The sequence below is a fragment of the Brevibacillus sp. FSL L8-0520 genome (genome assembly GCF_037963895.1).
Lineage (GTDB): Bacteria > Bacillota > Bacilli > Brevibacillales > Brevibacillaceae > Brevibacillus > Brevibacillus borstelensis.
Window position 1 is genome coordinate 4,017,059 of record NZ_CP150171.1, and the last position, 25,818, is coordinate 4,042,876.

A 25,818-nucleotide genomic window follows, 5' to 3' on the forward strand; every position below is an offset into this window, starting at 1 on the left:
TTTTCACCTCAATGTCTCTCGGTTCTCCCTTTGAGATATGCCAATCCTTTGGCGATTACACCGTAAATAGGTTCGTTTTGAGCCTTGTCGATCACAACCTGGGGAGCCGCCGAGCGGATTCGCTGCATGACGATCGAACGGACCCGCTCATCGTTTTGCAAGACGCCTCCCTGAAGGATCATTTTGAACGGCTCTCTGCCCATGCCCAGCCGCTCCATCACTGCTTTGGCCGCAAGAAACAGCTCTTCTCCCGCCCTCTCCAAAATGCCGAGGGCAACAGAGTCTCCACGGTCGGCTGCCTGGCTGACGAGAAGAGAGAGCTCCCCGAGCTTGTCGACGGAGTATTCCGAACCGTATGTCCAGTTAAACAGCTCTTCTACGTGAGCAAGACCGATATGCGGCAGCAGCAGGTCTGTCAGTACAGTCTGGCTTCCGCGTCCATCCGCTGCCCTCAGCACAGCCGTAACGGCCTGTTTGCCGATCCAGTAGCCGCTCCCTTCGTCTCCGACCCGATGGCCCCAACCGCCTGATCGGGCCGTTTCGCCAGCCTTGTTGACACCGAAGGCGATCGAACCGGTACCAGCAATGACGAGAATTCCCGGCTCCCCGTTTGTGGCCCCCAAAAGGGCGGCGAAGCCGTCGTTTTCCACCAGCAAATGGCGCACATGTACTTGCAGCTTTTGCAAGACGGCAACCACCATTTCCGTAATCACGCGCCGGTCGTATTCGGTATCCAGTCCGGCCAGTCCAAACACCGCGCATTCAATTTCCAGCGTTTCCTTCCCAAGCGCAGGGCTGTTCTCCCGAGTCTGGCGATCGCTGGAGCGGCGAGTCGATGGAGGTTCGTCTGCGCTCGCTGTCTCCTGCCGGACTCCGGCTTCCTGCAGCGCTGCCCGTATCGCCGCCTCCAGCTCCCGGGCTGCCAGCTCTTTGCCAATCCCCTGGTAGTTGCAGGAGCCCGCACGACCCGTAGCCACGATCTGTTGCGAGTCGTCAACCAATACGGCCAGACACTTTGTTCCCCCGCCGTCTACGGCCAAGAGGGGAATGCGTGTCACGGTCATCATGCTTCACTCCATTCGGACGTGATCTGATCAAGATAGCTCATAGCTTGCCGAACTGTTTCCTTCTCCGCTGCAAGCCAGGCCGAGTCGGTTTGGCCTTCTTGCTTGCGATGGGTGATCATGCGTCTCATTTCATCTGGGCTGGGACCCCCGGGTAGCTTGCGGATCGCCACAAAATGAACGGGATCAAGCGCCTGCCTGAGCTCTTGCTCGGTCAGACTCATGTTTCTTCCGATAACGGCCTGTGCCGCCTCCTGAACGAGATCGAGCCCGATCTCATCGGCCCGAAGTCCGCGTGCCATCGCTTCTTTTACCACTCTGCTGACGATGTGGTGGGAGGTGCGGAAAGACAGGCGGTCCGTCCGAACAAGGGTATCAGCCAGCTCCGTTACCGTGGCAAAGCTGCCCTTGGCCCGCTCCAGCAAGCCCTGTTTGTTGACGTCCATCGTCCCTACCACGCAGGCCATCAGCCGGTACATCTGATCGAGGACAGACAGGCTGCGCCATGCGTACGGCTGCATGTCGTCCTCCGTATCGACGATGTCGCCGAACGGAGTGTTGTGCATCATCGTCAAAACGGTACTGGCGTTGCCAGCCGCCGACGACAGCAGGGACCGCATGTGTTCGAAAGAGACGGGATTTCGCTTCTGCGGCATGATCGAACTGATCTGTACATAGGGGCTTGCCACTTTCAATACGGCAAACTCCTGTGTACACCACTGCAGCATATCCTGAACGGTACGTCCCAGGTTGATCGATGCCAGCTGCACAGCCGTAGCGACTTCACCCAAATAGTCGGCGCCTCCGATCGCATCGTATGCATTCTCTACCAGCTCGTCAAAGGCCAGCAGCTTCATCACCCGCTCCCGGCTGATCGGGAAACCGGACGTCGTCAGTGCTGCGGCCCCCATCGGGCTGCGGTTGCAGGTCCGATACGCGCTGATCAGCCTGCGGATATCCCGCGTCAGCGAATCGACCACGGCCATGATATAGTGGGCCATGGTCGTCGGCTGAGCCTGCTGTGTATGCGTATACCCGATCATGACCGTTTCCGCGTGTTCATCTGCAAACCGGAGCAATTGCTCTTTCAGGGCGATAGCTGACGATAGTGTCACCAGCAATTTCTCGCGCAGTACCATGCGATAAATGGTGACACCCATGTCATTGCGGCTGCGGGCCAGATGCAGATTGCCCGCGACGTCACCCGCCAGCTCCAGAAGCTTGCTCTCCACCTGAAAGAACAAATCCTCAAATTGTCCCGTGTACGAGGAGCGACGCAGCTCTTCCAGATCGATGCCGCGCAGCGAACGGGCGATCTGTTTGGCCTCTCCATCCGTGATCAGCTCCTGCTCGCGAAGCATGATGAGATGGGCCTTGTTGATCGCCATCATCGGCGTCAAAAGATGGGTTTTGGCTTCCGTAAAGGCTGGCTCCAATACTGCTTCGACATACGTCTTTCCAGGGAAGTGGTCCCCCTCCTGCTGAAAGATCCGTTCTTTGGTATCCATCGGTGTTTCTCCTTCCGGCCATTTCTTTATTTTTTAGAGGATATACGTTCTTCGGTTAAAGCTTCCCCAAGGCTGGAAACAGGGAGGACAGCCGGCAAACGGCAGCCTCCCGCTTCTCTCGCCTTTCTTGTCTGCGTCGGGTATCCCGCATTTTCTTTGCGATCGCTTGCTGTATATTTATTGCTTCAGACTGGCCATGTTGACAAACAGCCGGATCGCCCCCGGCACCAGCGCAGGTATTTCACGGTACCAGACGAGCGAGCTGTACGTATACGTCCCTTTTCCGTATGTGGCGGTGAGGAACGTACCGGTAAACTCCTTCTCGCCCGGATCGCCGTTTTTGATCAGCTCCACATATTCCTTCGCCCATTTGGACGGATTGTAGGCGGAACGGTCCTGAATCCAATGATTCCAGTCTTCGTCCGTGATTTTGTTGGGCGTGTTGAAGATCGGATGCTCAGGCGCCAGCATCGTCACTTTGGAATTCTCGTCCGTCACGCGCCATTGGATCAGCGGCGTCCCGATGGTGATCGGATACGGCGCCAGCTCCGGCTTCCATTTGTCTTCCGGCTTGTGGTACTGCACCACCAGGTTGCCTCCGTCCTCCACGTATTTGAGCAGGCGGGCATTGCTCGGAATCAGCTCCGGCCGGAATCCGTAGGCGCGGATGCCCAGCACGATCGAATCGTACTGACTCAGATCGCCCGATTCGATGTCTTTGGCGCTGAGCGAAACGACGTCCACCCCGACTTGGCGCAAGTATTGGTCGATGTTGTCAAAGCCGCTGGAGACGTACCCGACCTTCAAGCCCTCCGGCACGTTCAGATCAAAGGCCTGGATCGCAACCTCTGCCGGTTGGACAAAGTATGTGGTGCCGATATGCGGATAGCGGATCACCTGGGCGCCTTGGCGGCTTTCCTTTCCGTTTCCGCGGGCGACAGCCGTTACCTTGTATTGGCCCGGCTTTACCGAAGATCCCGGCTTCACCGTAAACGCTGCCGATTTGGTCTCACCTTTGGCCGCGAAGGAAACAGGCACGGACTTCGGTTCAGCAGACCAGCCATCCGGCAGCTCCAGCGAAATGGCGGAATTGGCTGCTCCCGGATTGTAGTTTTTGACTGTCACCTTGACCGAGATCGGCTCTTCCGGCTTGAGCGTATTCAGCACGGTCGCGCCCGGGCTGACCGACAGGGCAAAGCCGGGCAGCACGGCCACCGCGTCAGCAGGAACGACGTGAGTGACAGAAGCCGTTTCAAAGGCAGTGACCGCAACATCCGCCGTGATCAAAGGCTCTTGATACGGCTGGAACAAAGACGCGTTGCTTGGCACCGTCACCTCGAATTCGGCTTTTGCCGTCTGGTTATATCCGAGACCGTTTACGCTGGTCGGACCTGTTGCCCGCGCCTTCCATCCTTCCGGGACATGCAAGCTCAGCTTCACCTGACTCCATTTCACCTGGCCGCCATTATAAGCCGTTACGGTTACTTTGGCCGTCTGTCCCGCGACCAGCTCGCCCGTCTCCGGGCGCACCTTGGCTACGAGCGACAACGCTTCCGCACTCGCTTTGCTGAGCTGGTTTTCTTTTACCTCCAGCCGATGCAGCACATCCTGCTTCACTGCACGCTCCAGACCGGATGCCTCCACAACCGCCTTTGTTTTCCTGACGTCGGCCAGCATCGCGTGGACTTCTTCTGCCACCCTGGCGAAGCTCGGATAGGCGGCGATCACCCGGTCGGCATCCTTTTGCAGCGCGGACAGCTCCGCTGCCAGCTTGCCACCGCCTGCGGCTTTCTTCACTTCCTCGGCAAGATCGTCAAATGTATAGGCAATGCCTTCAAAGAAATCGGGTTCTTTTTCCTTTGCTGTGTTCCCTGTATTCTCCGGGACGACCGACTTTTCCAGCTTGTAGTAATTGTAGCTCGGGCCTTCATCATAGTGCCGCCCCATCCCCTGGCTCTTGTGCATAAACCGGGATTCCTCGCCCAGTTGCAGATACGAGGCTCCGTAAATCTCGTCATACTCGCCTACAGGCACTCTGACGTCATAGTCCTTTGCCGACGCCGGGACGTACAGCTTTTTGACCTGCCACGGCGAAAGCCCCTGGGCCAGATGCTCGGGAAACACGCTCGGGTCGGCTGCGTCCTCAAACGCTCTGACCGTGATGACATTGATGGCGCGATGATGTCCGTGCGTAGAAGGCTCGTTCAGGAAAGCGGGAATGACTACGTCAGGTCTCAGCTCCCGGATTTTCCGGATCAGCCGTTCATAGACCTCCTCTTCTCCCCATTTGGAAAGGGTCTCGTCCGGGCTTTTGGAGAAGCCGAAATCGTAGACGGGATCATCAATCTGTTCGCTGAGGATGCCCAGCGTCACATTGGTGACCTTGGACGCCTCCTGCAGCTCCCTCGTGCGGATGATGCCGAGCGCATTGCCCAGCTCGCTGCCGATCTCGTTCTGTCCGCCTTCGCCGCGATTGGCGATGATGCTGGACGTGTCCACTCCCTTGCCCAGCGACAGGTACGCCAGCATTGCGCTGTGCTCGTCGTCGGGATGCGCGCCTGTGTTCATGGCGCTGGCAATCGTGGTCAGCGGCTTGATCGCTTTCCACAGGTCGACGACACCGCGGTCGGCATGAGCGGTCTGGGGCGCCAGCGGCAGGACGAGACTGCCGGCCAGCGCGACGGCTGTAGTGACGGAAAACAGCTTGGCAAAAGTCCCCTTTTTCAATGAACCCTCCTCCATTTCCTCTGTAAGATGATCTATCTGCAGGAAATTCCTGCATTATCAATCATGGCCTTCATGCAGGGGAGTTCATGCTGTCGCCACGGATTGACCCATAGAAGCAAAACGGAAATGCACGAGTAATCAAAGCGCCAACAGTTGACGGCGGACTTGCTAGGCATCTTGCCTGTTTAAACCGCCGTTCCCGCCTTGTCGCCGGTCAGTTTTCTGGAGACGAACAGCACGATGATGATCACGACGATTTGCAAGACGCCGTATGCACATGCCGTACCGAATTCAAAGGAGTACATCTTTTGGAAAATCGCCACGGAAAGAGGCGTAGTCCGCGGGGTAAAGATCAGAATAGATGCCACGAACTCGCCGATACACTGGACAAACGCGAGCAAGGTCCCGGCCAGTATCCCGCCGAACGCCATCGGAAAGACAACCCGCCGGAAGCTGTACCACCACGTAGCCCCCAGGTTTCGCGCCGCCTCTTCGACAGACGGGTCCATCTGCATCAGCGTAGCCGACGTCGAACGGAACACGAGCGGCAGATGGCGGACAAAGTAGGCAAGCGGGATAATCCAGAAGGTGCCGATCAACACCTGGTTGAAGCTGAACACGGTCGGCTCGCTGAAGGCTGCGATCAGGTTGACCGCCACGACCGTCCCAGGCAGTGCCCAGGGCAGCATAATCAGGACGTCCAGCAATGTCTTTCCGCGAAAACGCAGCCTTACCATCGCATAGGCTGCCGCCACCCCGAACAGGACGATCCCGATTGTGGCAATCGCGCTCAGCTCCAAGCTGTTCATGATCGGACGCCAGGTTTTCTTGTCGGTAAACAAGTCGAGATAATGATCCACCGTATACTTTGGCGGCAATATCTGGACCGTCCACGTGCCGTCCACGGAGAAGGAAATCAAAACGAGCACCAAAATGGGCAGCATCAGGATGACGATGCCGATAAAAGCCAGCACGATCGAGATATAGCGGCCTGTCTTGCTTTTGATTTCCGTTCTGTGCACGCTGACGCCCTTGCTCTGGTTTTGATAATTCCGCGCTCCCTGATACCAGCGCATCAACAGGAGGAAGGCTACCGACACGATCGACAAAATCGTCGATTGCGCCGCCGCCATGTCCAGGTCTCCATTCGTTCGGGAGAGATATATTTGCATCGTCATCGTCCGGTCGATTCCGAAGATGAGCGGGGCCGTGTAGGACGCCATCGAAATCATGAACACCAGCAGGGACGAGGCGACCAGCGCAGGGGTGAGCATCGGCAAAATGACTCTCCGCCAAACGGTAAAACGCCCTGCCCCAAGGCTTGCGGCTGCTTCCTCCAGAGACGGGTCAAGCCCCTTGATCGCCGCCGACGCGGTCATGAAGAAATACGTGTACATCGTAAAGGTGTGAACGACGACAACACCCCAGATCCCTTTCAAGGAAAACGGCACTTGGGCCAGGCCGAACAATTCCTTGAACGCCCGTGGGAAAATGCCGCTCTCACCGTACAAAAACGTAAACGAGAGCACCCCGATCAGCGGCGGCAGGGCCATCGGCACCAAGGCAAGCACCGACAGGATTTTTCGCCCCGGAAATTCGTAGCGCTCCAGCAAAAAAGCCATCGTCACTCCGACAATTCCGCAACTGATGACGCTCAGGACGGATATATAAATGCTGGTCCACAACGCCTCCAGATTGGCCGTATGCTCCAGACTGAAGAAGCGGACGTAGTTTTTCCACGTCGTCTCGCCATCGATGTGGACGCTGGCGACAAACGTTTCCCAGAGCGGGTAAATGACGTACGCCAGCAAGATCAAAAACAGCGGCGAAACCAGTACATACACAAATGCCGGCGAAGAGGTAAACGACATTCGCCTTGCGGGTGCCGATCCTGGCTGCAGCTCTGCTCTCATCGCTTTTCCTCCTTATCCGGCAAAATAGATGCTGTTCTTTGGAATGTGCAGGGAAATGGCCTCCCCGGGCTGTTTGACAGCGCTTCCTTCATTGATAAACATGCTCCTCAACTGGTGGGGTCCGACGCTGGTCACGTAGTTGACGCATGCACCGGTAAACTCGGCAAGCGCCACGGTTCCTCTCACCACGTTCTCACCGTCCGCTCCCGCACTTTCCCGAACCGCTTCGGGACGAATCGAAAGCGCTACCTTTTCTCCGACCGCCAAACGAACCTGCGGGGATGCCTGCTGCAAGGAGCCGCACAGGGAGATGTCGGGCGTCACCTGCACATAGACGTTTTGGCCCTCAATTCCTGTCACTGTCGCTTCCCACAGATTGGTTTCGCCGATAAAGGACGCGACGAAGCGGTTCACCGGCCGGTGGTAGATCTCGTGCGGCGTGCCGATCTGCTGCACCACTCCGCTGTTCATGACCATGATGCGGTCTGACATCGACATCGCCTCCGCCTGGTCGTGCGTCACGTAAATGGTGGTGATGCCCAGCTCCATTTGCAGGCGCTTGATTTCATAACGGGTCTCTTCCCGCAGCTTCGCGTCCAGGTTGGACAGCGGTTCGTCGAGCAGCAGGATTTGCGGCTCGATGACGAGGGCACGGGCGAGAGCGACACGCTGCTGCTGTCCGCCAGACAATTGGTCGATCCGGCGTTCTCCGTACCCATCGAGACGGACCAGCTTCATGATCCTCTCCACGCGTTCTTTGATGTCGGCTTTCGCCATTTTTCGAACCTGCAAGCCAAAGGCAATATTTTCAAACACCGTCATATGCGGAAACAGGGCGTAGTTTTGGAAAACCATCCCGGTATTGCGCTTGTTGGGCGGCAGCATCGTCACATCCTGGCTGCCGAACGAGATGCGCCCTTCCGTCGGGTAGTAAAAGCCGGCGATCATTCTGAGGGTAGTCGTCTTCCCGCAGCCGCTGGGGCCCAAAAACGTGAAGAATTCTCCTGATTCGATATGAATGTGGACATCTTCTACCCCTTTGGCCTTTCCAAATCGCTTGTGTACGTGATCCAGTGTTACGCTGCTCATCAGGTGTCCTCCCTAAAAAAAATGGGCCCGGTCCGGAAGTGATCGCATAAAGACCACCTCTATGCAAGAGCCAGACGGAGCGACTTGTGTGCCTCCCCGTCTGGTCGCTGTCCGTGAAACCGGTTACTTCTTTCCTTTTCCTTTGATGTTTTCGTCCCAATGCTGCATCCATTCTTTTTCTTTTTCCGCCATGACCTTCCAATCCAGCTCCAGCGGCTTCAGCTCGAGGTTTTTCATGAAGTCAGGCAGATCGTCCTTGTTGATGTCCGTGCGGGACGGGAACTGGAAGCGCTCCTTGGCAAGCTGGGCGGCAATTTCCGGACTGAACAGGAATTCGTAAAACTTCTTGGCCGCGTCCGCGTTTTTCGCGCCTTTGATCAAGCCGACGCCGTCTACGAGGATCGGTGCCCCGCTCTTTGGATAGACGAAGTCGTATGGATGGTTGTTCTGTTTGCTCTGAATCAGTACGTCTTGCAGATTCCACAGAGAGATGACGCCTTCCTGGCGGTCCAGCTTGAGGTAGAGGTTGGTCGGGTCCTGGGTGTATTCCTTGGTGTTGGCGTCAAGCTTTTTAAGCCACTCGTAGCCTTTTTCCGGGGTGTCTGGTCCTTGGCGGTAGATCATGGCAGAGTAGATGGTCCTCATCGTTCCCGATGGCAGAACGTTGCGGATTACGATTTTATCCTTGTACTTGGGATCGATCAGCTCATCCCAGTCTTGCGGAACTTCCTCCGGCTTGAGCGCCTCGGAGTTGTACATGATGACCTCCGGCAGCAGCATTTCTCCATACCAGCGATCCTGCGGGTCCTTGTACAAATCCGGAATCTTGTCGGCAAACGTCGGCTTGTAAGGCTCCAGCAAGCCCTCATCCGCCGCCGTGCTCAGAGCGGACTGCGTGCCGCCCCACCAGAAATCGGCCTGCGGATTGGCTTTTTCGGCGCGTACGCGTTCCAGAATCTGCTGCGCTCCCATCTCCAGCGTCTCCACTTCGATATTCGGATACTTTTCATTGAACTTGGGCAGGACGATTTCGAAGATGTTCTTGTCGCGTGCGGTGTAAATGATCAGCTTCTGGTCGCCTTCCGGTTCGGCAGGCTTCGCTTCGCCGGACGGCTGCCCGCCAGTATTGTTGCTGTCTGCCGGCTTCGCCTCCTGTCCGCCGCCGGAGCACGCCGCAACCGTCAGGGCCAGCGAGCTGGCAAACACGCCTCGCATCCATTTTTTCAGTGTGCTGTTGGACTGTTTCAAAACAAACTCCCCCTTTTTTTCTGTTACCTGTCCAGCAGTCTCGTGGACGGGAACGCCTCTAAAACGCTGTGGACGGCACCGATCAAGCCCGCCTGTTCGCCAAGAGCAGCCTTCTCCAGACGAGGCGCTACGGGCACCCACTCACTTAGCCAATCGGAAATCCGCTTCACCCCTTTATCATCGATATGGACCATCTCCCCGCTCAGGATCAACAGCTCCGGGTTCAGGATGCTGACAATATTGGCTATTCCGTATGCCCAGTTGAGGTACACTTCGTCCAGAAGTCGGACGGCTTCCTCGTGTCCTTTCTCGGCGTACCGAATCAGCTCTTTTATGACACTCGACCCTTCCTGAAGGTCAGAGAGAAATCCCTTGGCCTTGCATGCGATGCCGGGAGCGGAATAATGCGTCTCGAAAACACCCGACGCTCCGTCCTTTCTGGAATTGGCGGGACCGATCATCATGAAGCCGATCTCCCCTGCCGCTTCCCGGCTCCCACGGTAAAACTGTCCGTCCAGGATGATGCCGGAGCCGATCCCGGTGCCTACATACATGTAGACGACCGTGCTGTGGCCGACCCCGACGCCGCGGACGTACTCACCCAGGGTCATCATGTTTACGTCGTTGTCGATGATAACAGGCAGCCCGAGGCGCTCCTCGATGGTCTTCTGGATTGGCGAGCCCATCCAGCCTGTGCTGGGCGAAAAGCTGACCGTACCGCTCCCGCGCTGGGTAACGCCGGGCAGGCCGACACCGATCCCGAGCAGCCGGTCAGCGGGAAGACTGCTTTCCTCCAGCAGCCGCTCCAGCCCTTGGGCCAAATCCTCGATCACCAGCTCCCCGTTTCCAGGCTGTGACAGCCGCTTCTGATAACGCCCCAAAAACCGTCCTTTCAGATCAGCTACTGCCATATCCAGCGTGGAGCCTTCGAACACAGCCCCGGCAATCGCGTATGCCTGATAGTTGTACTCGAGCAAAATCGGCTTGCGGCCGCCGCGCGAGTCTCCCATGCCTACCTCGTGCAGGAGGCCTTCCTGAATCATTTCATCGACGAGGGCCGACACACACGGACGGCTGAGCTGCGTCTCCTTGGAAAGGTCGGCGCGGGAAATTTGTCCATGCAAAATGACCTGCTGCAATATCTCTTCCTTGTTCCACTTTTTGACAAGCTTGCTGCTGCCTGTTCTTTTTGAAGAACGCACGCTTTGCCATTCACCACCAAAGAGTTAGTTAATTTAACTAACAAAGTTATCCAAATTATACCTGTCATAGGCTGAATAGTCAAACTCTTTAGATGTATATGACGGTAGGGACAAAAACAGCTCCATGGATCGCAGGGAAGAGCTCTTACGTTATCGCACATTTCTCGTTATCAAGCAGAGTCAAGCGATATGCCAAATAGCTGTACACAAATTTTTAAATCATGACAAAAGTTGTCACTATTATCCGTTACAGTTGACTTGCCATCAAATTTCGTTCAATTCGGATGGGAAAGGGAGGAAAGGAAATGCTTCACGCAAAAGACAATCAATTGCCAACAAGAAAGTACTTTCAATCGGGAAAGATGAAGCTCTCATACCTTGATTTCGGGGGTGAGGGTGAAGAAATTTTACTGATGCTGCACGGACATATGAACGATGCCAGAACCTACTCAGACTTCGCCTCCAAAATCGAGGGTTGGCGGGTGATCGGTTTGGACCAACGCGGACATGGCTGGAGTGAGCACTCTCCCGATCTGGATTACTCCAGAGAAAGCTACCTGAATGATATTTTTAGCCTTATTGACACGGAGCTTGGCGGACAGCCTGTCACCATACTGGGGCATTCTTTAGGCGGAGTAAACGGCTATCAATTTGCTGCACGTTATCCTGAACTCGTCAGAGCCGTTATTGTGGAAGACATCGGTGTCGAGATCAATGCCGACATGTCCTTTGCCGAAAAGCTCCCCAGCCGTTCCGCGTCACTGGAGGAACTGAGAGCATCATTGGAGCGCGCAGGGGTTAGAGCCATTGATTACTTTTCGGAAAGCGTGTTTGAGGATGAACAGGGCTGGGGATTTCGCTCCGACTTAAGAGGGATGAATATTTCTACACAAAACATAAATGGTGTCTGGTGGGAAGACTGGCTGTCCTCTACTTGCCCCATTTTGCTTATTCACGGAAAAAAAAGCTTTGTCATGGATATTCATCAGGCCAAGCTTATGGTTTCCCGCAGGCCCAATACAAAGCTTGAAGTTTTTGAAGAATGCGGTCACGGTGTCCACTCTGATGACCCGAATGGCTTCTATCGGGCAGTGCGGGATTTTCTCGATGGACTACGGTAAAACAGGCTAGCTGTCAGTGCTTAGCTTAGCTTAGCTTAACTTAGCTTAGCTTAACTTAGCTTAACTTAGCTTAGCTTAACTTAGCTTAACTTAGCTTAGCTTAACTTAGCTTAGCTTACCTTACCTGACCTGATCTTACCTTGCCCCGCCCCAAAACCCACTCCCAAAGACGCTGAAAAGAGCATCTCTGGATGAGATGCTCTTTTACGTTATACGAAGCCCTACTGATTTTCCCGAACGCTTTGCCACACATCGGTCACCAGCTCGGCGAAGGTCTCAATCGCCGCCTCGTCCTTTCGCCGCTTCAGGCAAATAATCGACGTCTCGGCACGCCGGGAAAAACGGTGCAGCTCCTCTACCGCTCCGGAACGCAGCTCCGCCTGGATGAGCGCGGTACTGAGAAAGGCGACCCCTGTGTGATTGAGCACCGACCGCTTGATCGTCTCTTCGCTCGTGCACTTGATGACGGATTGGGGAGAGTAGTTGATCTCCGCCAGGCACTGGCTGATAAACCCGTCGAGGTTGCAGCCCTCCTGGTAGGACAGGAACGGATACTGCTCCAGCACCTCGGAGAAGCTGCGCCCGGCAATCATTTCCGGCGTAGCGACCAGCGCGAACTCCTCCAGATCCACCACACTTGCATAAATATCCGAAAGATCGCATGTTCCCGCGATGATGCCGATGTCGGCTTCATGGTTGTTCACCCTGCGCAGCGCCTCCTGGCTGCTGCAGGAAATGACCTGCAGATTCACCTGCGGATGCATTTCCAGATATGACTTCAGCATGTGCGGCATGTACTGGGTGCAGTAAAATTCAGGAGCGGCGACAACCAGATTGCCAAAGGGGTTGTTCAGGTGGTTCAGCTCTTCTTCCATCAGCTGCATGACGGAAAACAACTGCTCCGTATACTGCCTGACCACCTTGCCTGCCGGGGTGAGGAATGTTTTCTTTCCCACCCGGTTCAACAGCGAATGGCCCAGCTCCCTCTCCAGCGCCTTGATTTGCAGGGTAATGGTCGGCTGGCTGTAGCCCAGATGCTCGGCTGCCTTGGTCAAATTCAAATGTTCGGCGACGACCTGAAAGGTCCTTAAATTACGAAGCTCCATCGTCTACACTCGCTTTGTCCGAATTGGAAGGCGTCAAACGCTCATTCCTTATTCCCCAAAGTGTACCCGATGGAGCCCATTTATGCTATGCCAATTTCACGTGAATGCGCATCAAAGACGCAACAGTCTCTTCGTTTACTGCTATTCCCAGCCCCGGTGATTCGCCAAGCCGGATGCGGTCGCCGAAAACGGGGAAATCCGCCACGTCTTTGGCAAACATCCGGGGGCCGACCATCTCGTTGGACCAGATATTCTTCTTTGCCAGCGAAAGATGCGCTCCCGCCGCGGTGGCGACGGCCGACTCCACCATCGAACCGATCTGCACGCGGATTCCCGCCATTTCCGCCTGGTGGTTCAATCGCACTGCCGGGTACAAACCGCCGCATTTCATCAGCTTGATGTTGATCCAGTCTGCGGCATTTTTCTGGGTGATCTGCCGCATCTCCTTGTCTCCCAAAAGTCCTTCGTCAACCATCACGGGGATCGCCGTCTTTCGGCGAATATCGGCCATGCCGTCCAGGTCGTCGGCGTGAACCGGCTGCTCGATCCAGTCGATGCCCAACGCCTCCATATGCTTCAGCGCCTGCAAGGTCTCGGCGGCGTACCCCCAGCCCTGGTTGACGTCGACCCGGAGCCTGATATCGGGCCCGACTGCTTGGCGTACGGCCTGCACCCGGGCAACATCTGAGGCGACGTCCGTCCCGACCTTCAGCTTCAAGGTTCCGTACCCTTCGGCGACAGCCGCTTGGGCCTCTTGGGCCATGACCTCCGGCGGCTGAATGCTCATGACATAAGGAATGACCAGCTCGTCGTGAGAAGGGCCGCCCAGCAAACGGTAGAGCGGCTGGCCCGCCAGCTTGCCCATCAGGTCGTGGCAGGCGATGTCAATCGCTGCCTTGGCCGCCGGGACTCCCTTTGCCTTCTGGTTCATCCTGTCGTGAATCCGCTCGATGGAAAACGGGTTTTCTCCAAGCACAGCCGGACCCAGATGATGCTTGATGACCTCGATTGTGCTCCAGTAGGTCTCCCCTGTCACATGCTCGTCCGGCGTAGCCTCGCCGTATCCTACGACTCCCTCGTCTGTCTCCAGCCGGACCAGGATCGTCGGCATCTCGCGGAACGTATCGTAGGCGATGATAAACGGGCGGATCAACGGCAGCGCAATCGCGTAAATGTCGATGGACCGAATCCGCGTCATCCTATTCGTACCTCGCGATCAGCTTTGCCAGCTTGCCTGCGTCCACATTGCTGCCGCTGACGATCGTCAGCACTTTTTTGCCCGCGATGCCCGAAACGGCCCCTTGCAGCAGGGCTGCGACGCCGACTGCGCCCGAGCCTTCGACCATCAGGTGATGCTCTTTTGCCAGCCAGTGCATGGCCTGTGCGACGTGCTCTTCTTCGACGAGGAGTATGTCGTCCACGATCTTCAGCGCCAGATCCAGGTTGCCCTGGGTAATGCCGCCGTGCAGGCCGTCAGCAAGCGAGTCGCTGTACTCCACATCGACCAGGCGTCCTTCCCGGAACGAATAGTACCACGGCGGCGACGCATGGGTCTGGATTCCGATCACCTTCACCGCGGGATTGATCGCCTTGGCTGCGGTCGCGATCCCGCAGATCAGGCCTCCGCCGCCAGCCGGAACGATGATCGTATCGAAATCGGGCTCCTCCAGCAGCGCTTCCAGTCCGACCGTCCCTTGACCGGCGATGATTTGGTCGTCTTCAAATGCGTGCACGAAGGTTCTGCCCGTTTCCTCCGCTAGCTGGTATGCATGCGCCTCTGCTTCATCGTAGTTGTCTCCGTGAACGATCAGTTCCGCTCCGTACTTCTTGATTCCGGCCTTTTTCGTCTCCGGAGCCGTCTTTGGCACGACGATCAGGGCGGATACGCCTTTCAGGGACGCGGCATAGGCTACGCCCTGCGCATGGTTTCCCGCAGAAGCGGTGATAACGCCTTTGGCCAGCTCTGCTTCGCTCAGGGAAGCGATTTTGTTCAGCGCTCCCCTGACTTTGAACGAGCCTGTTTTTTGCAAGCATTCCAGCTTGAGCCACACGTCCGCGCCTGCTGCCCCGGACAGAGCGTCCGAACGCAGCAGCGGCGTCTTCGTCACTTGGCCCTGCAAATCCTTGTGCGCTTTGACAATATCGAAAAATGAAACGGATAGCATCCTGTAAAAACCTCCTTAGGCAAACTCCTTGTGCAAACGGCCGGGCGAGCCTATTAGGTCACCTTTGTCGGCAAGTCCTTATGCAAACTGCTTGACGAGTTGAATGAACAGATTGATCGCTGTCGGCATCACGTCTTCGTCGATATCGAAGCGAGGGTGATGATGCGGATAGGCGCTCTTTTCGCCGTTCATGCCGACAAACACAAAGGCGCCCGGCTTTTTGAGCAAGTAGTGGGAGAAGTCTTCGCCGCCCATGACCGGATCGACATGAACAAGCAGCTCGCTTCCGAGCTTTTCTGTCACGACCTGCTCCACGAACTGGCTCATCTCTTTGTCATTGACCACCGGCGGCGTGCCCCAGTCGACCTCCAGCGTCCCCTTTGCTCCGAAAGCGGCGCAGATTCCCTCGACGGTCCGCTTCATTTCTTCCGCCAGAGCCCGGCGGGTCGCTTCCGAATGCGAACGGAACGTGCCGGACATGACCGCCTGGTTGGGAATGATGTTGTACGTCGTCCCCGCTTCGATTTTACCCACAGAGATGACCGCCGGCTCGATGGCGTTCATCCGGCGTCCGACAATTCCCTGCAAAGCGCCGATCACATGGCTGGCGATGTAGATCGGATCGATGGTCTCATGCGGCATCGAGCCGTGCCCGCCCTTTCCTTCGATGACGATGCGGTAATCGTCCGCCGACGCCATCATCGCGCCGTAGGTGATGCCGATCTTTCCTTTCTCCAGCGGCTGCCAGAGGTGCAGGCCAAAGACCGCATCCGCCTGGTCGACCGCTCCCTGGGCCACCAGTTTTTCCGCCCCGCTCGGCAGCATTTCCTCCGAGGACTGGAACAAAAACAGCACGTTCGGCTTCACTTCCTGCCGGTTTTCCGACAGCCATTTGGCGGCGGCGAGCAGCACGGCCGTATGTCCGTCATGGCCGCAGACATGGGCGATGCCCTCGCGCTTGGAAATATAGCCATCCTTCTCGCCTTCCTCCAGAACTGGCAGCGCGTCGATGTCAGCCCTCAGCGCAATCGTCTTTTTCCCTTCGGTTCCTTTCAAAAAGCCGACGACGCTCGGTGCGGGAAAGTCGAGAATTTCGATGTCCAGCTCCTGCAGACATTTTTTGATGTATTCGCCAGTCTCGAATTCCACCCCGGACAGCTCCGGATTTTGGTGCAGGTAGCGGCGGTGGCCGACAGCCCATTGGGCGAGTTCTGGAGTGCACAAGGCTCTAGTCATACAATCACGCTCCTAGCAAAAATGATGCAGGCAGGAAGCTCGCTGGTCCGCGAAACATCCCCCTGTTCCAATGTTTCTTAAAACGGCCCGTAGCCGATCAGCTGGGCCACGACTACTGCGGCAATGGCGATGCCGTACTGAAGGAGGATCAACGGCAGGATCCATTTCATCCAGCGCATCCATGGAATCCCGGCAATTGCCAGGCCCGCCATGAAGTACCCGGACGTAGGGATGAAAATATTCGAAATCCCGTCCCCAAACTGGTACGCGAGCACTGCGGTTTGTCTCGTCACGCCCACCAGATCGGCGAGCGGTGTCATGATCGGCATCGTCAAGGCGGCCATTCCGCTGCCGGACGGCACGATAAAGCTGATGATTGTTTGCAGCACAAGCATGCCAAACGCGGTCAGCGTCGCCGGAATCTCATTGATCAACGCAGCTGCATAGTAGAGGATCGTATCGAGAATGTGGCCCTCGTTCAGCACGACCACGACCGCGCGGGCAACGCCGATCACAAGCGCCCCTGCAATTACGCCGGAGGCTCCTTTCATGAATGATTCTACAATCGTGTTGGACGAGAGTTTCCCGATTAACCCAATGACAATTCCCAAGAGTAGGAACAGTCCGGCAATTTCTGTAATATACCAGCCATATTTGATTACGCCGAAGGCCAGAACGACAAAATTGACCACAAAACAGCCGAGAATCCATTTGTGTCTCGTCGTAAGAACAATATCGCCGCGCAGCAGCTCCGAGGCGTCTTTCCCCTCAAAATTGCCGAAGAACCCGTGTGAGCGGTCCTTTTTCACCTTCATCGCATAGCGGTAGACAAATCCGACCGAGACGATGTACATTACGGCAAAAATGGCAATGCGGTACGCCGCCCCGGAAAACGTCGGAAGCTCGGCAATGCCTTGCGCTACCCCGACCGTAAACGGGTTCATGATCGCCGACGTAAAGCCGACGGAGGCGCCTACCAGGACAATCGCCGCCCCTGTGATCGCGTCAAATCCCAAAGCGACTGCCAGCGGTATCATAATGGCTATGTACGGAATCGTTTCTTCCGCCATTCCCATCAATGATCCCCCCATGGCAAAGAAGAACATCATGATCGGAATCAGCCATTTTTCCTGGTTTTGCAGCTTGCGTGAGAGCGTGACGATCAGAGCCTCAATCGCCCCGGTTGCTGTCAAAATACCGAAGGTTCCGCCGATAATCAAAACGAAAAAGATAATGCCCGCCGCTTCCTCCATGCCGGTATGGACGCTGTTAACGAGTCCAAGCGGCTTTACCGGAGATGATTCGATGAATTGAAATGATTGCGGATCGACGACGCTTCTGCCGTTTACGTCCACGCGTCCGTATTCGCCCGCCGGGATCAGATAGGTCAAGACGACCGCGATCGCCAGCACGGCAAAGAGCAAGACGAAAACGTTTATTTCTTTCACCTTTGAAAGCGAAGGCTTGGTGTTCATTTCTGGTTGCGCCATAAGCAGTTTCCCCTCCCTAAACTTTTTTTAATAATAACATTTTTATATTTATGCAATCAATTGTATTTTTATAGGGCCAGCACTTAGCGGCGGGCCCTTAGATATTCTGATACTTTTGCCAGACCGTCGCGCAGCACGTCTGTGGCGCACGCGTAGCCGATCCGCACATAGCCTTCCATGTCAAAGCAGCTTCCCGGCGTCAAGAAGGCCCCGGTCGTTTTGAACAGGTCGATGCAAAACTCCTCGGACGGGATGTCCAGCTCGTATTTCAGCATCGCTGTCGTCCCGGCCTGCGGCTTCACATACGAGATAAGCGGTTCATTTTGCACCCAGTCGTCCAGAATTTGCAGATTGGTGCGGACGATTCCGAGGTTGCGGTCCATGATCTTGTCGTAGTTTTTCAATGCATGCACGGCGAGGACGTCGTCGATCATGCCGCAGCTGATCGTATTGTAATCGCGGTGCTTGACACATTCCTTGATCACGGCAAGCGGTCCCGCAATCCAACCGAGACGCAGGCCGGCAAGCGAAAACACCTTGGACAGGCTGCCTGTGCTGATTCCTTTCTCGTACAGGTCCGCAATGGACGGAACGACGACCTCGGGGTCCTGATGCAGTCCGCGATACACCTCGTCGCAGAGCAGATAGGCATCCACACTGCGGGCGATTTCCACGATTTCGCGCAGCATCTCTTCGCCCATGAGCGCGCCGGACGGGTTGTTCGGATTGTTGATGCAGATCAGCTTCGTTTTCGGGCTAACCATGCTTCTCAGTTCACCCAGATCGGGATAAAATCCGTTTTCCGGACGCAGCCCGAGGAGCTTCACCTGTGCCCCGAACGATTCCGGCACCGAGTACAGCTGCTGATAGGTCGGATGTACGGTGATGACCTCGTCCCCCGGTTCCACGAGTGAGTAAAGCAGCAGGAAGTTGGCCCCGATGGCGCCGTTCATCGAAATGACATTTTCCGGCTTCATCGTTTTGTACAAACCCGCAACCAGCGAGCGAAACTCCGGCGATCCCTCGATATGACCGTACGTCAGCTTCATTTTTGCCAGTTCGCCAAAAAAGCGCTCCGGCTCATCCGACAGGCGGATCAATTCTTCCACGGTCAGAGAATCCACGCATGTCTCGGCGATGTTGTAGACCGCATCCATTTCATATTCATTCATCCACTCTTCGACTTTAAACGGTTTTACCTGCATCTTTTGTTTGCTCCTCCCTTTTCTTAGAGTTCGACTACCGTACCGGCACCCGTCTTTTCCGCCACCTCAAGCACAAGCTTGGCGGTCAGCAAATCCTGCAGGGCGATGCCGGTGCTGTCAAAGATCGTAATCTCTTCAGGCGACGTCCGTCCGGCTGTCCGGCCCAGGATCACTTCGCCGATTTCCGCTACGATTGTCTCTTTCGTAACGACGCCTTTCTTTACGGGAATCTCCATTTCTCCAACGTTCACCGATTGCGTGACGTCATCTACAAAAACGCGGGCTGCGGCAAACAAATGCTCATCGATCTCCTGCTTGCCTTCCATATCCGCTCCGACACAGGTGATATGTGTTCCCGGCTTTACCCATTCTTTCCGGATCAACGGCTGACGGGCAGATGTAGCGGTGATGATGATGTCCGCTTCTCTTGTCGTCTGCTCGATGTTCTCTACGGGAACAAATTCGATCTGACAGCGCTTGGTGTACTCGCCTAAGAGATCATCCTGTCCTTTAAACTGGGAGGCGACCATTTTGAGCAGCCTGGACTGGATATTTTCGCAAAACGCAGCAGCCCGTTCGTAGGAGCGGGCGTTGTATACAGATACTTTTTTTACATGCTTCATGGCAATCAACGTGGCCAGGATTTGAAAAGGGGCTTGATGACCGCTGCCGACGATCAGCAGATGCTCCGACTCCGGTCTCGCCAAGTATTTGGCGCCGATCCCCCCGGCTGCACCCGTGCGCATGCATGTGATATGCTCGCCGCTGAGGATTCCCCGCGGAGCGCCTGTACGGCTGTCCAGCACCATGACCATTCCGATCAGCTGGGGCAGATTCTTCTCCGTGTTTTCTCCAAACCAGGAGACCAGCTTCAATCCGAAAATGTTGGCGCCTGTCAGATGGCCGGACTTGATGTCCATATCCGCTTTGCCCGGCTCGAATTCGTAGAAAACCATGGGGAACAGGGTAGCCTCCTTTTGGGCTTTCAGCGTATAGGCTTGTTCCACCGTCTCGATGACGCGGGCCATGTCCAAAATTTGTTCAGTCGTTTTCTGGTTGATGACGCGAAATGGCAACAACGCGCAGCACTCCTTTCCTCTCTCGATGTTCTTTGCTTTACAGTATCATAGTTGAAATTTATGAAAAAATGAGAAATCGCAATGGTAACCATTGCGAAAATTTAGGGGTTTGGGGAAGTGGATGGCTCAATTAAGTAGGGAGTAATTGCTGCAAAAGAAGAAATCACAGATCCTGTGGATACTTGGCGGCAATTCTAGCCGTACAGAGAGGATGCTTGGTGAAATATGGATATGGGGGACATCGTGGACTGGGGGTATATCGAACTGTGGCAAATGCTCTCCGACTCTCTGTTCCGCGATCAAACTCGTCTATTCCTTTTCTTTCTTCATGGATACGAAGGCAGATATAAAGAAGCAGATTCCTCCCACTAATAAAAGGGTTGGTAAAGCGATAGATAAAGACATAGATAATCTTAGAAGCAAACTTATTAAAGAAGAAATAATCATAAGAATAGAGGCAATAAAACTTATCATATATCTTTTCTTCACAGTTTTCTCTCCTTTGTAATCCTAATTAGTTAGTCCTAAAGTTTATAATAGAATCTCCCAAAAATACCACTACAATCCATTTACAACTACTACGATTCGCTGTTTGGTCCGCCCTTTTGAATAAAAAACCAATGGCTCTAATGATTTTTGTTGCTACACTTCAGGTATTGTCTCATGATGGGATATAATAAAGAAGAAAATTCTAGTTACCTCTTAATTTTCAGAAAGATATGTAGTCAGTCTTTAACTTACTCCTTAATCCAGAATCAATGCGGTTTGTTGAAATCCAAACTCCTCGAACCGAAGGCGTTCCTAGTTAAGTTCAATCATTGCTCCCATCTCCGACCATCTCGATCAAACTTCCTCTTGTTGTGCTGGAATCTGGCAGTCTTGTGAACGTTTATAGGCGGTATCATTGGGGGAGCGTAAGACCGGTATACTGGCGTTCGTAAAATAATATGATACGGAATTGGAAGGCCTAATTGGGGTTGATGTACAGTAGATCAAATTTTCTGCACATTGGCTTCACGAGAGTCTGTAAAATATTTTGTGTAAACTCTCAACCTCTAAACTACAATTAGGAGTAGAAAGGTTGGGAGATTTTTATGATGTCAAAAGAGCAGATCAAGCAGTGGATCAAAGAGAAAAACATGAAGTCAGTGGACGACGTACAGTCAGCGTTAAAGGATCTATTCGCAGACACAATCCAAGAAATGCTGGAAGCTGAAATCGAGTCTTCTCTTGGATACCCAAGCATGACATGAAAAACAAGCGGACAACCAACAGCCGCAATGGGTATAGCAAGAAAACCGTCCGTTCTGAGTACGGGGATGTCGACATCCAAGTCCCTCGAGATCGAGAGGGTGATTTTGAGCCAAACATTGTAAAGAAACATCAGTCCAACGTGACAGGGATCGAAGATCAAATTCTTGCCCTCTATGCCAAAGGCGTATCCACACGCGATATCCAAGACCATCTGCAGCAGCTCTATGGCATCGAAGTCTCACCAACGCTCATATCGAATGTAACCAATAAGATTGTACCGATGATCAAAGAGTGGCAAAATCGCCCCTTGCAAGCGGTTTATGCTGTTGTTTTCCTTGACGCCATTCACTTTAAGGTAAAACAGGACGGAGCTATCGTCAATAAAGCCGCCTATATGGTAATTGGTATTGACCTTGACGGTCATAAAGATGTGCTTGGGATCTGGATTGGGGAGAATGAATCGGCAAAATTCTGGCTGCATGTACTCAATGAACTGAAAAATCGTGGGGTCCAGGATATTCTTATTACAAGCGTCGATAACCTTCGTGGCTTTACAGAAGCCATTTCAGCATGTTATCCGAAAACGGAGATTCAGAAGTGTGTCATCCATCAAATCCGAAATTCCATCAAATATGTTTCCTATAAGGATCTCAAAAAGATCACGTCCGAGCTAAAACCCATCTATAAAGCTCCAACGGAGCAAGCCGCGTTGGAAGAGCTTGAGCAGTTTGAACAAACCTGGGGCAGTAAATATCCCTTGATGGTTCGTTCCTGGCGGAATAACTGGGACGAGATCGCCACTTTCTTTAAATATCCTCCCGAGATTCGAAAGCTGATCTATACAACTAACGTCATCGAGAGTTATCATCGACAGCTTCGAAAGGTGACAAAGGGAAAAGCCATGTTTCCCACAGACGATGCCCTTTTGAAGATGTTATATCTCGTAACCATGGATGTTCTGCGAAAATGGACGGGACGAGTCCAGAACTGGGGCCAGATTCTCTTACAGCTATCCGTTTTCTTTGAAGATCGGGTACAGCCGTACATCCGTTAGCAAATGAAAGGCTTCATCCCCGAAGGGATTATCTTTCTCTCCACCAACGCGTCAAGGGTTCGCTTCGCCTCACGCCCTTGACTCTATTGGCTCCGAAAAAGATGTCCCAATTAGGGGGATGAAACCTGTTCATATATCGGTTGATTGAGTTTACACAAAAATCTTGACAGCCCCCAATAGAGAGGAGAATATACGTGAAAAAAATCAATCTTTCATTTATTCTTGCTTTGCTGGCGAATGGAGGATTCCTTTCGTATCTTTGGCTGGAACGGACTCACTTAAACTGGCTACTTGCTGGATGGCTTATGTATGTCCTCATCGTCCTCTATTTTTTGTCTCTTCTATTAGCTTTGATCGAAATGAAGAGAAAAGCCAACAACGCATCTATGTATGCAACGCTATTTCTTGATCTTATGGGATTAATCGTTTTCGTATGGTATTGGTCAACGCTGTAAAAATACTCGAAACTGGTTGAAGCGTTATGGCAAATCCTAATACAAATAAACAGACGTGCGCATACGGAAAAATACTCCATACGCGCACGTCGTTTACACCCTTTAATACCCATCTTGTTTCCTCTTCACCGGGCTTTTCCTGCCCAGCTTGTGCTTGATATACAAGTATTGCTCGATCTCCCGGAGCAAGGTAAAGAGCGACGCGCGGGTTTCGAATTCTTCTCTCGACTGGGGCAGCGGCGCCTCTTGGATCTCTTCGCGCATCACCTGCAGCTTGTCGAGGAAGCGGTACGCCGTATTGCCCGGATGGATGGAATGGCTCAGGTGGTCGAGAAAATCCGCGATTTGATGCCCCTGCGGCACTTGCACGCTGAGTGTCGATACGATCGGCAGCATCCGCTCCAGGTATTCAAACTGTTTTTCCCGCATGACGAAATACTCGTAGTAGGTGTCTTCCTCTTTGCGGACGATGCGGTTCTCTACATCGCGCCAGGCCAGCAGCTTTGCTTCCTCCAGCATTTTTTCGGTCTCGATCATCTCGCGCCCGTCCCAATCGCTTTGGCCGTGGCGCAGGTAAAAGCAGAACTCCTGCAGAATGGTCGCGAAGTTCCTCTCCACAGCCGCCTGCATGCCCTTCAGCTCCTTTTCCAGGCTGGGCATGTAGAGGTTGGCCAGCAAGGCAACACCAACGCCGATCGTAACGAGGGCAAGCTCGTTTAAAATGACGGGCACGTCCATCCGCTCCGCAGAATAGAGATGCAAGAGGACGACCATGCTGGTCACGAAGCCCTCCTGAATGCCAAAGCGGACAGCCAGCGGGAGGAAGACGAGGATGAGAAGCGTCAGCGCCACAGGCTGAAACCCGAGGAGGGCAAACAGCGCAACCCCGACCACCAATCCAAGCAGGCAGGCGAGTATGCGGTTGATCGCTGTCCGAAACGACTGTTTTCGCGTCACCTGAATGCAGAGAATCGCAATAATTCCGGCCGAGGCATAGAAAGAAAGGCCCAGCTGCTGAGCGATCAGAATCGCCGCTCCCGTACCAATTGCAGTTTTTATCGTTCGGTATCCAATTTTTAAAGGCATATTGCTGTTCCGTCCTTCTTTGGTTGGTCATCTTTGTTTTGTTCTTGTCCCTTTTCCCGGCCATGTCCGGCAGAGCTTGTTTCCTCTTAATACAGTATCAAAAACGCCGTGCAAAACAAAGAGAGTCTCTCCTCATGAGAGACTCTCGCGGCAAAGAATTCATAAACTTGTGCGGGAGATCAACATTCTATTCAAGCGTTACACGGACACTATCCGCAATCGCCCAGTCGCCTGCAGGAGCGACCTCGTATGTCGTGCCCGCTTCAAGCGCTCCGTCTTTCAATTCAAATGTCCCTACCTGACCCTTGCGGCTTGTCAGCTTGTAATCGGCAGTGAGCTTGGTACCGTCCGGTGCTGTCAGCGTAATGCTGCGCAAGGCGAAAAGCTCGTCCTTCGGATCTTCGGCCAAGGTGACAGACAGCGTTTTTTCATCCGCAGCCTTCACTTCTTCAATCGTCAGCGGCGCCTTCTCGGTTGCGACGAACGTGTTTTTCTGCAGCGTCGCCCAATCCGCTGTCACCGTGTACGTGGTGCCCGGCTTCAGCTTCTGTCCGTCAGGCAGTCGGAACTTTGGCGCCTGGCGGCCATCGGTTGCTTGCGTGAAAGGAACGTAGCCCGCTCTGATCGGTTCGCCGCCCTCTGGCGTGATCGTGACGGATATATCCCGCATCGAGGAGAGAATTTCATACGTTTTTCCGTTGTACTGGTTGTTCTCGTCGAGAGCGAACGGATTCGGGCGAGAGTTGCGGTACGCTACGATGACGTTTCCGTAGTCAGTGACGCCGTCTTCGAGACTGGATTCCACTTCAAACGTGTCGCTTGTAACCTGCTGGGTCGAACGGAGGGCAAGCTTCTCCGGATTGGCTTCAAATGTGCCTGCCTGTTTCCCTTTGTACGTCAATGTGTAGGTGGTTCCTTCTTTCTGAACGGTGGTCGGCACGATATACGTCGCTTCAGTGCCTGTCATCAGCTGCGGCACATTGCGGATGGTCAAGCCGTTGTCAAAGACAAAGTTTTTCTTCGCTGCTTCCAGCTCCACCTCTTCTTTTGGCAAAGGCTTCGCGAACTTCACGACCAGCGTAATCACGTTCTGCGCTTCGATGCTCGTCACTCTGTTCTCGGCTGCCTGCTGAACCTGCTGGGCCTGCTGGGCCGTACGCTTGGCCTCGACCACCAGATAAGCCGCCTCGGCTCTGGATGCTTTCGCCTGAGACTGCGCATTGCCCAGGATTTTCTGGAGGGCCGCTCTATCTGTTTTGCTTGCTTTCGCCACGACATGCACCAGTTCACTGACGGTCAGCGGTTGATCAGGCAGGAATTCTGCTTCGTCTCCGCTCATGATGCCCGCGGAGACAGCAGCCGTCACGTACGGATGAAACCAGTCGCCGCTTCCTACATCGGTGAAAGCTGCGCTTCCCTGACCTGTCGGCAGACCGAATGCCGCCACCGCCAACTTGGCCAGCTCGGCACGGGTAATCGCCTGCTGCGGCTTGAGCAGATCAGCACCGTATCCTTCGAATACGTGCTGTTCTGCCAGCGTTTTCACTGCAGCCTGATAAGACCCGGCTTTGTTTATATCGGCAAAGTTGGCCGCTGCCCAGGCAGATTGAACAGGTATCAGAACAGACGTACCAATTGCAGCGGTGGCAAGCAGTCCGGTGATTGTATGCGAAGCTTTTCTTTTCATGTGGTAACGCTCCTTCCATTCCAGAGGATTCTCGTTCCTCCTCAGGATAGGGAGCAAATCTAAACCCGTTCTAAAGCAGTTCTTAAAAAAACCTTAAGCGGGTCGAAACATTTTCTAAACAAGCTTCTC

At 54.2% G+C, this 25,818-nt stretch carries 18 protein-coding genes and 1 pseudogene; 3 read left to right on the top strand and 16 right to left on the bottom strand.

The window, feature by feature from the left end; translation table 11 throughout:
* Window positions 1–8 precede the first annotated feature (8 nt).
* The 7 genes from NSQ24_RS20030 to NSQ24_RS20060 all read right to left on the bottom strand — a co-directional run bounded on the left by NSQ24_RS20030 (window position 9) and on the right by NSQ24_RS20060 (window position 10,751).
* The gene (locus NSQ24_RS20030) at window positions 9–1,064 is read right to left on the bottom strand and encodes a BadF/BadG/BcrA/BcrD ATPase family protein (RefSeq protein ID WP_122957877.1); all 1,056 of its coding nucleotides are present in this window, start codon (window positions 1,062–1,064) and stop codon (window positions 9–11) included.
* The gene (gene argH, locus NSQ24_RS20035) at window positions 1,064–2,572 is read right to left on the bottom strand and encodes an argininosuccinate lyase (protein WP_003388917.1); all 1,509 of its coding nucleotides are present in this window, start codon (window positions 2,570–2,572) and stop codon (window positions 1,064–1,066) included. Before argH ends, NSQ24_RS20030 begins: the two co-directional genes overlap by 1 nt.
* Before the next feature lie 177 nt (window positions 2,573–2,749).
* Window positions 2,750–5,299 carry an NEW3 domain-containing protein gene (locus tag NSQ24_RS20040; RefSeq protein ID WP_327925775.1) on the bottom strand — a complete coding sequence of 850 codons (2,550 nt, stop codon included), beginning with the start codon at window positions 5,297–5,299 and terminating at the stop codon, window positions 2,750–2,752.
* A 185-nt stretch (window positions 5,300–5,484) separates the two neighbouring features.
* Entirely contained in the window at window positions 5,485–7,212 is a 1,728-nt protein-coding gene (locus NSQ24_RS20045) for an iron ABC transporter permease (protein WP_003388914.1), read from the bottom strand.
* A 12-nt stretch (window positions 7,213–7,224) separates the two neighbouring features.
* Window positions 7,225–8,301 carry an ABC transporter ATP-binding protein gene (locus NSQ24_RS20050; RefSeq protein ID WP_003388912.1) on the bottom strand — a complete coding sequence of 359 codons (1,077 nt, stop codon included), beginning with the start codon at window positions 8,299–8,301 and terminating at the stop codon, window positions 7,225–7,227.
* Between the two features lie 123 nt (window positions 8,302–8,424).
* Entirely contained in the window at window positions 8,425–9,549 is a 1,125-nt protein-coding gene (locus NSQ24_RS20055) for an extracellular solute-binding protein (RefSeq protein ID WP_024983899.1), read from the bottom strand.
* Window positions 9,550–9,572: 23 nt separating this feature from the next.
* Window positions 9,573–10,751: an ROK family transcriptional regulator gene (locus NSQ24_RS20060; RefSeq protein WP_003388910.1), complete on the bottom strand. Its 1,179-nt coding sequence runs from the start codon at window positions 10,749–10,751 to the stop codon at window positions 9,573–9,575.
* A 305-nt stretch (window positions 10,752–11,056) separates the two neighbouring features.
* Here NSQ24_RS20060 and NSQ24_RS20065 point away from each other — a divergent pair, with 305 nt between their 5' ends.
* The gene (locus NSQ24_RS20065; RefSeq protein WP_003388909.1) at window positions 11,057–11,872 is read left to right on the top strand and encodes an alpha/beta hydrolase; all 816 of its coding nucleotides are present in this window, start codon (window positions 11,057–11,059) and stop codon (window positions 11,870–11,872) included.
* Window positions 11,873–12,093: 221 nt separating this feature from the next.
* Here the strand turns inward: NSQ24_RS20065 and NSQ24_RS20070 are convergent, their stop codons facing one another.
* The 7 genes from NSQ24_RS20070 to NSQ24_RS20100 all read right to left on the bottom strand — a co-directional run bounded on the left by NSQ24_RS20070 (window position 12,094) and on the right by NSQ24_RS20100 (window position 20,153).
* A complete protein-coding gene (locus tag NSQ24_RS20070; protein WP_003388908.1) occupies window positions 12,094–12,978 on the bottom strand; it encodes a LysR family transcriptional regulator in 885 nt (294 codons plus the stop codon).
* 85 nt (window positions 12,979–13,063) lie between these two features.
* A complete protein-coding gene (locus NSQ24_RS20075; RefSeq protein WP_171506424.1) occupies window positions 13,064–14,176 on the bottom strand; it encodes a dipeptide epimerase in 1,113 nt (370 codons plus the stop codon).
* 1 nt (window position 14,177) lies between these two features.
* The gene (locus tag NSQ24_RS20080; RefSeq protein ID WP_003388906.1) at window positions 14,178–15,143 is read right to left on the bottom strand and encodes a threonine/serine dehydratase; all 966 of its coding nucleotides are present in this window, start codon (window positions 15,141–15,143) and stop codon (window positions 14,178–14,180) included.
* Between the two features lie 78 nt (window positions 15,144–15,221).
* Window positions 15,222–16,379 carry an amidohydrolase gene (locus tag NSQ24_RS20085; protein ID WP_003388904.1) on the bottom strand — a complete coding sequence of 386 codons (1,158 nt, stop codon included), beginning with the start codon at window positions 16,377–16,379 and terminating at the stop codon, window positions 15,222–15,224.
* A 77-nt stretch (window positions 16,380–16,456) separates the two neighbouring features.
* The gene (locus tag NSQ24_RS20090; RefSeq protein WP_171506425.1) at window positions 16,457–17,869 is read right to left on the bottom strand and encodes an AbgT family transporter; all 1,413 of its coding nucleotides are present in this window, start codon (window positions 17,867–17,869) and stop codon (window positions 16,457–16,459) included.
* A gap of 83 nt (window positions 17,870–17,952) precedes the next feature.
* A complete protein-coding gene (locus NSQ24_RS20095; protein WP_024983895.1) occupies window positions 17,953–19,074 on the bottom strand; it encodes an aminotransferase in 1,122 nt (373 codons plus the stop codon).
* Between the two features lie 23 nt (window positions 19,075–19,097).
* Complete coding sequence (locus NSQ24_RS20100; RefSeq protein ID WP_031931887.1) at window positions 19,098–20,153, bottom strand: ornithine cyclodeaminase family protein; 1,056 nt, start codon at window positions 20,151–20,153, stop codon at window positions 19,098–19,100.
* Between the two features lie 1,094 nt (window positions 20,154–21,247).
* Here NSQ24_RS20100 and NSQ24_RS20105 point away from each other — a divergent pair.
* Window positions 21,248–22,461: pseudogene (locus tag NSQ24_RS20105) on the top strand (IS256 family transposase).
* Window positions 22,462–22,655: 194 nt separating this feature from the next.
* Window positions 22,656–22,916 carry a hypothetical protein gene (locus NSQ24_RS20110; protein WP_122958518.1) on the top strand — a complete coding sequence of 87 codons (261 nt, stop codon included), beginning with the start codon at window positions 22,656–22,658 and terminating at the stop codon, window positions 22,914–22,916.
* 102 nt (window positions 22,917–23,018) lie between these two features.
* Here the strand turns inward: NSQ24_RS20110 and NSQ24_RS20115 are convergent, their stop codons facing one another.
* A complete protein-coding gene (locus NSQ24_RS20115; RefSeq protein ID WP_024983383.1) occupies window positions 23,019–24,002 on the bottom strand; it encodes an aromatic acid exporter family protein in 984 nt (327 codons plus the stop codon).
* Window positions 24,003–24,189: 187 nt separating this feature from the next.
* Window positions 24,190–25,689, bottom strand: a complete 1,500-nt coding sequence (locus tag NSQ24_RS20120) for an S-layer homology domain-containing protein (RefSeq protein ID WP_003389518.1) — start codon at window positions 25,687–25,689, stop codon at window positions 24,190–24,192.
* Between the last annotated feature and the right edge of the window lie 129 nt (window positions 25,690–25,818).

Bases quoted from the DNA above. Each gene is read 5' to 3' on its own strand.
- NSQ24_RS20030 (WP_122957877.1), bottom strand. From the start codon at position 1,064: ATGACCGTGACACGCATTCCCCTCTTGGCCGTAGACGGCGGGGGAACA.
- argH (WP_003388917.1), bottom strand. From the start codon at position 2,572: ATGGATACCAAAGAACGGATCTTTCAGCAGGAGGGGGACCACTTCCCT.
- NSQ24_RS20045 (WP_003388914.1), bottom strand. From the start codon at position 7,212: ATGAGAGCAGAGCTGCAGCCAGGATCGGCACCCGCAAGGCGAATGTCG.
- NSQ24_RS20050 (WP_003388912.1), bottom strand. From the start codon at position 8,301: ATGAGCAGCGTAACACTGGATCACGTACACAAGCGATTTGGAAAGGCC.
- NSQ24_RS20065 (WP_003388909.1), top strand. From the start codon at position 11,057: ATGCTTCACGCAAAAGACAATCAATTGCCAACAAGAAAGTACTTTCAA.
- NSQ24_RS20070 (WP_003388908.1), bottom strand. From the start codon at position 12,978: ATGGAGCTTCGTAATTTAAGGACCTTTCAGGTCGTCGCCGAACATTTG.
- NSQ24_RS20075 (WP_171506424.1), bottom strand. From the start codon at position 14,176: ATGACGCGGATTCGGTCCATCGACATTTACGCGATTGCGCTGCCGTTG.
- NSQ24_RS20080 (WP_003388906.1), bottom strand. From the start codon at position 15,143: ATGCTATCCGTTTCATTTTTCGATATTGTCAAAGCGCACAAGGATTTG.
- NSQ24_RS20085 (WP_003388904.1), bottom strand. From the start codon at position 16,379: ATGACTAGAGCCTTGTGCACTCCAGAACTCGCCCAATGGGCTGTCGGC.
- NSQ24_RS20090 (WP_171506425.1), bottom strand. From the start codon at position 17,869: ATGGCGCAACCAGAAATGAACACCAAGCCTTCGCTTTCAAAGGTGAAA.
- NSQ24_RS20095 (WP_024983895.1), bottom strand. From the start codon at position 19,074: ATGCAGGTAAAACCGTTTAAAGTCGAAGAGTGGATGAATGAATATGAA.
- NSQ24_RS20115 (WP_024983383.1), bottom strand. From the start codon at position 24,002: ATGCCTTTAAAAATTGGATACCGAACGATAAAAACTGCAATTGGTACG.
- NSQ24_RS20120 (WP_003389518.1), bottom strand. From the start codon at position 25,689: ATGAAAAGAAAAGCTTCGCATACAATCACCGGACTGCTTGCCACCGCT.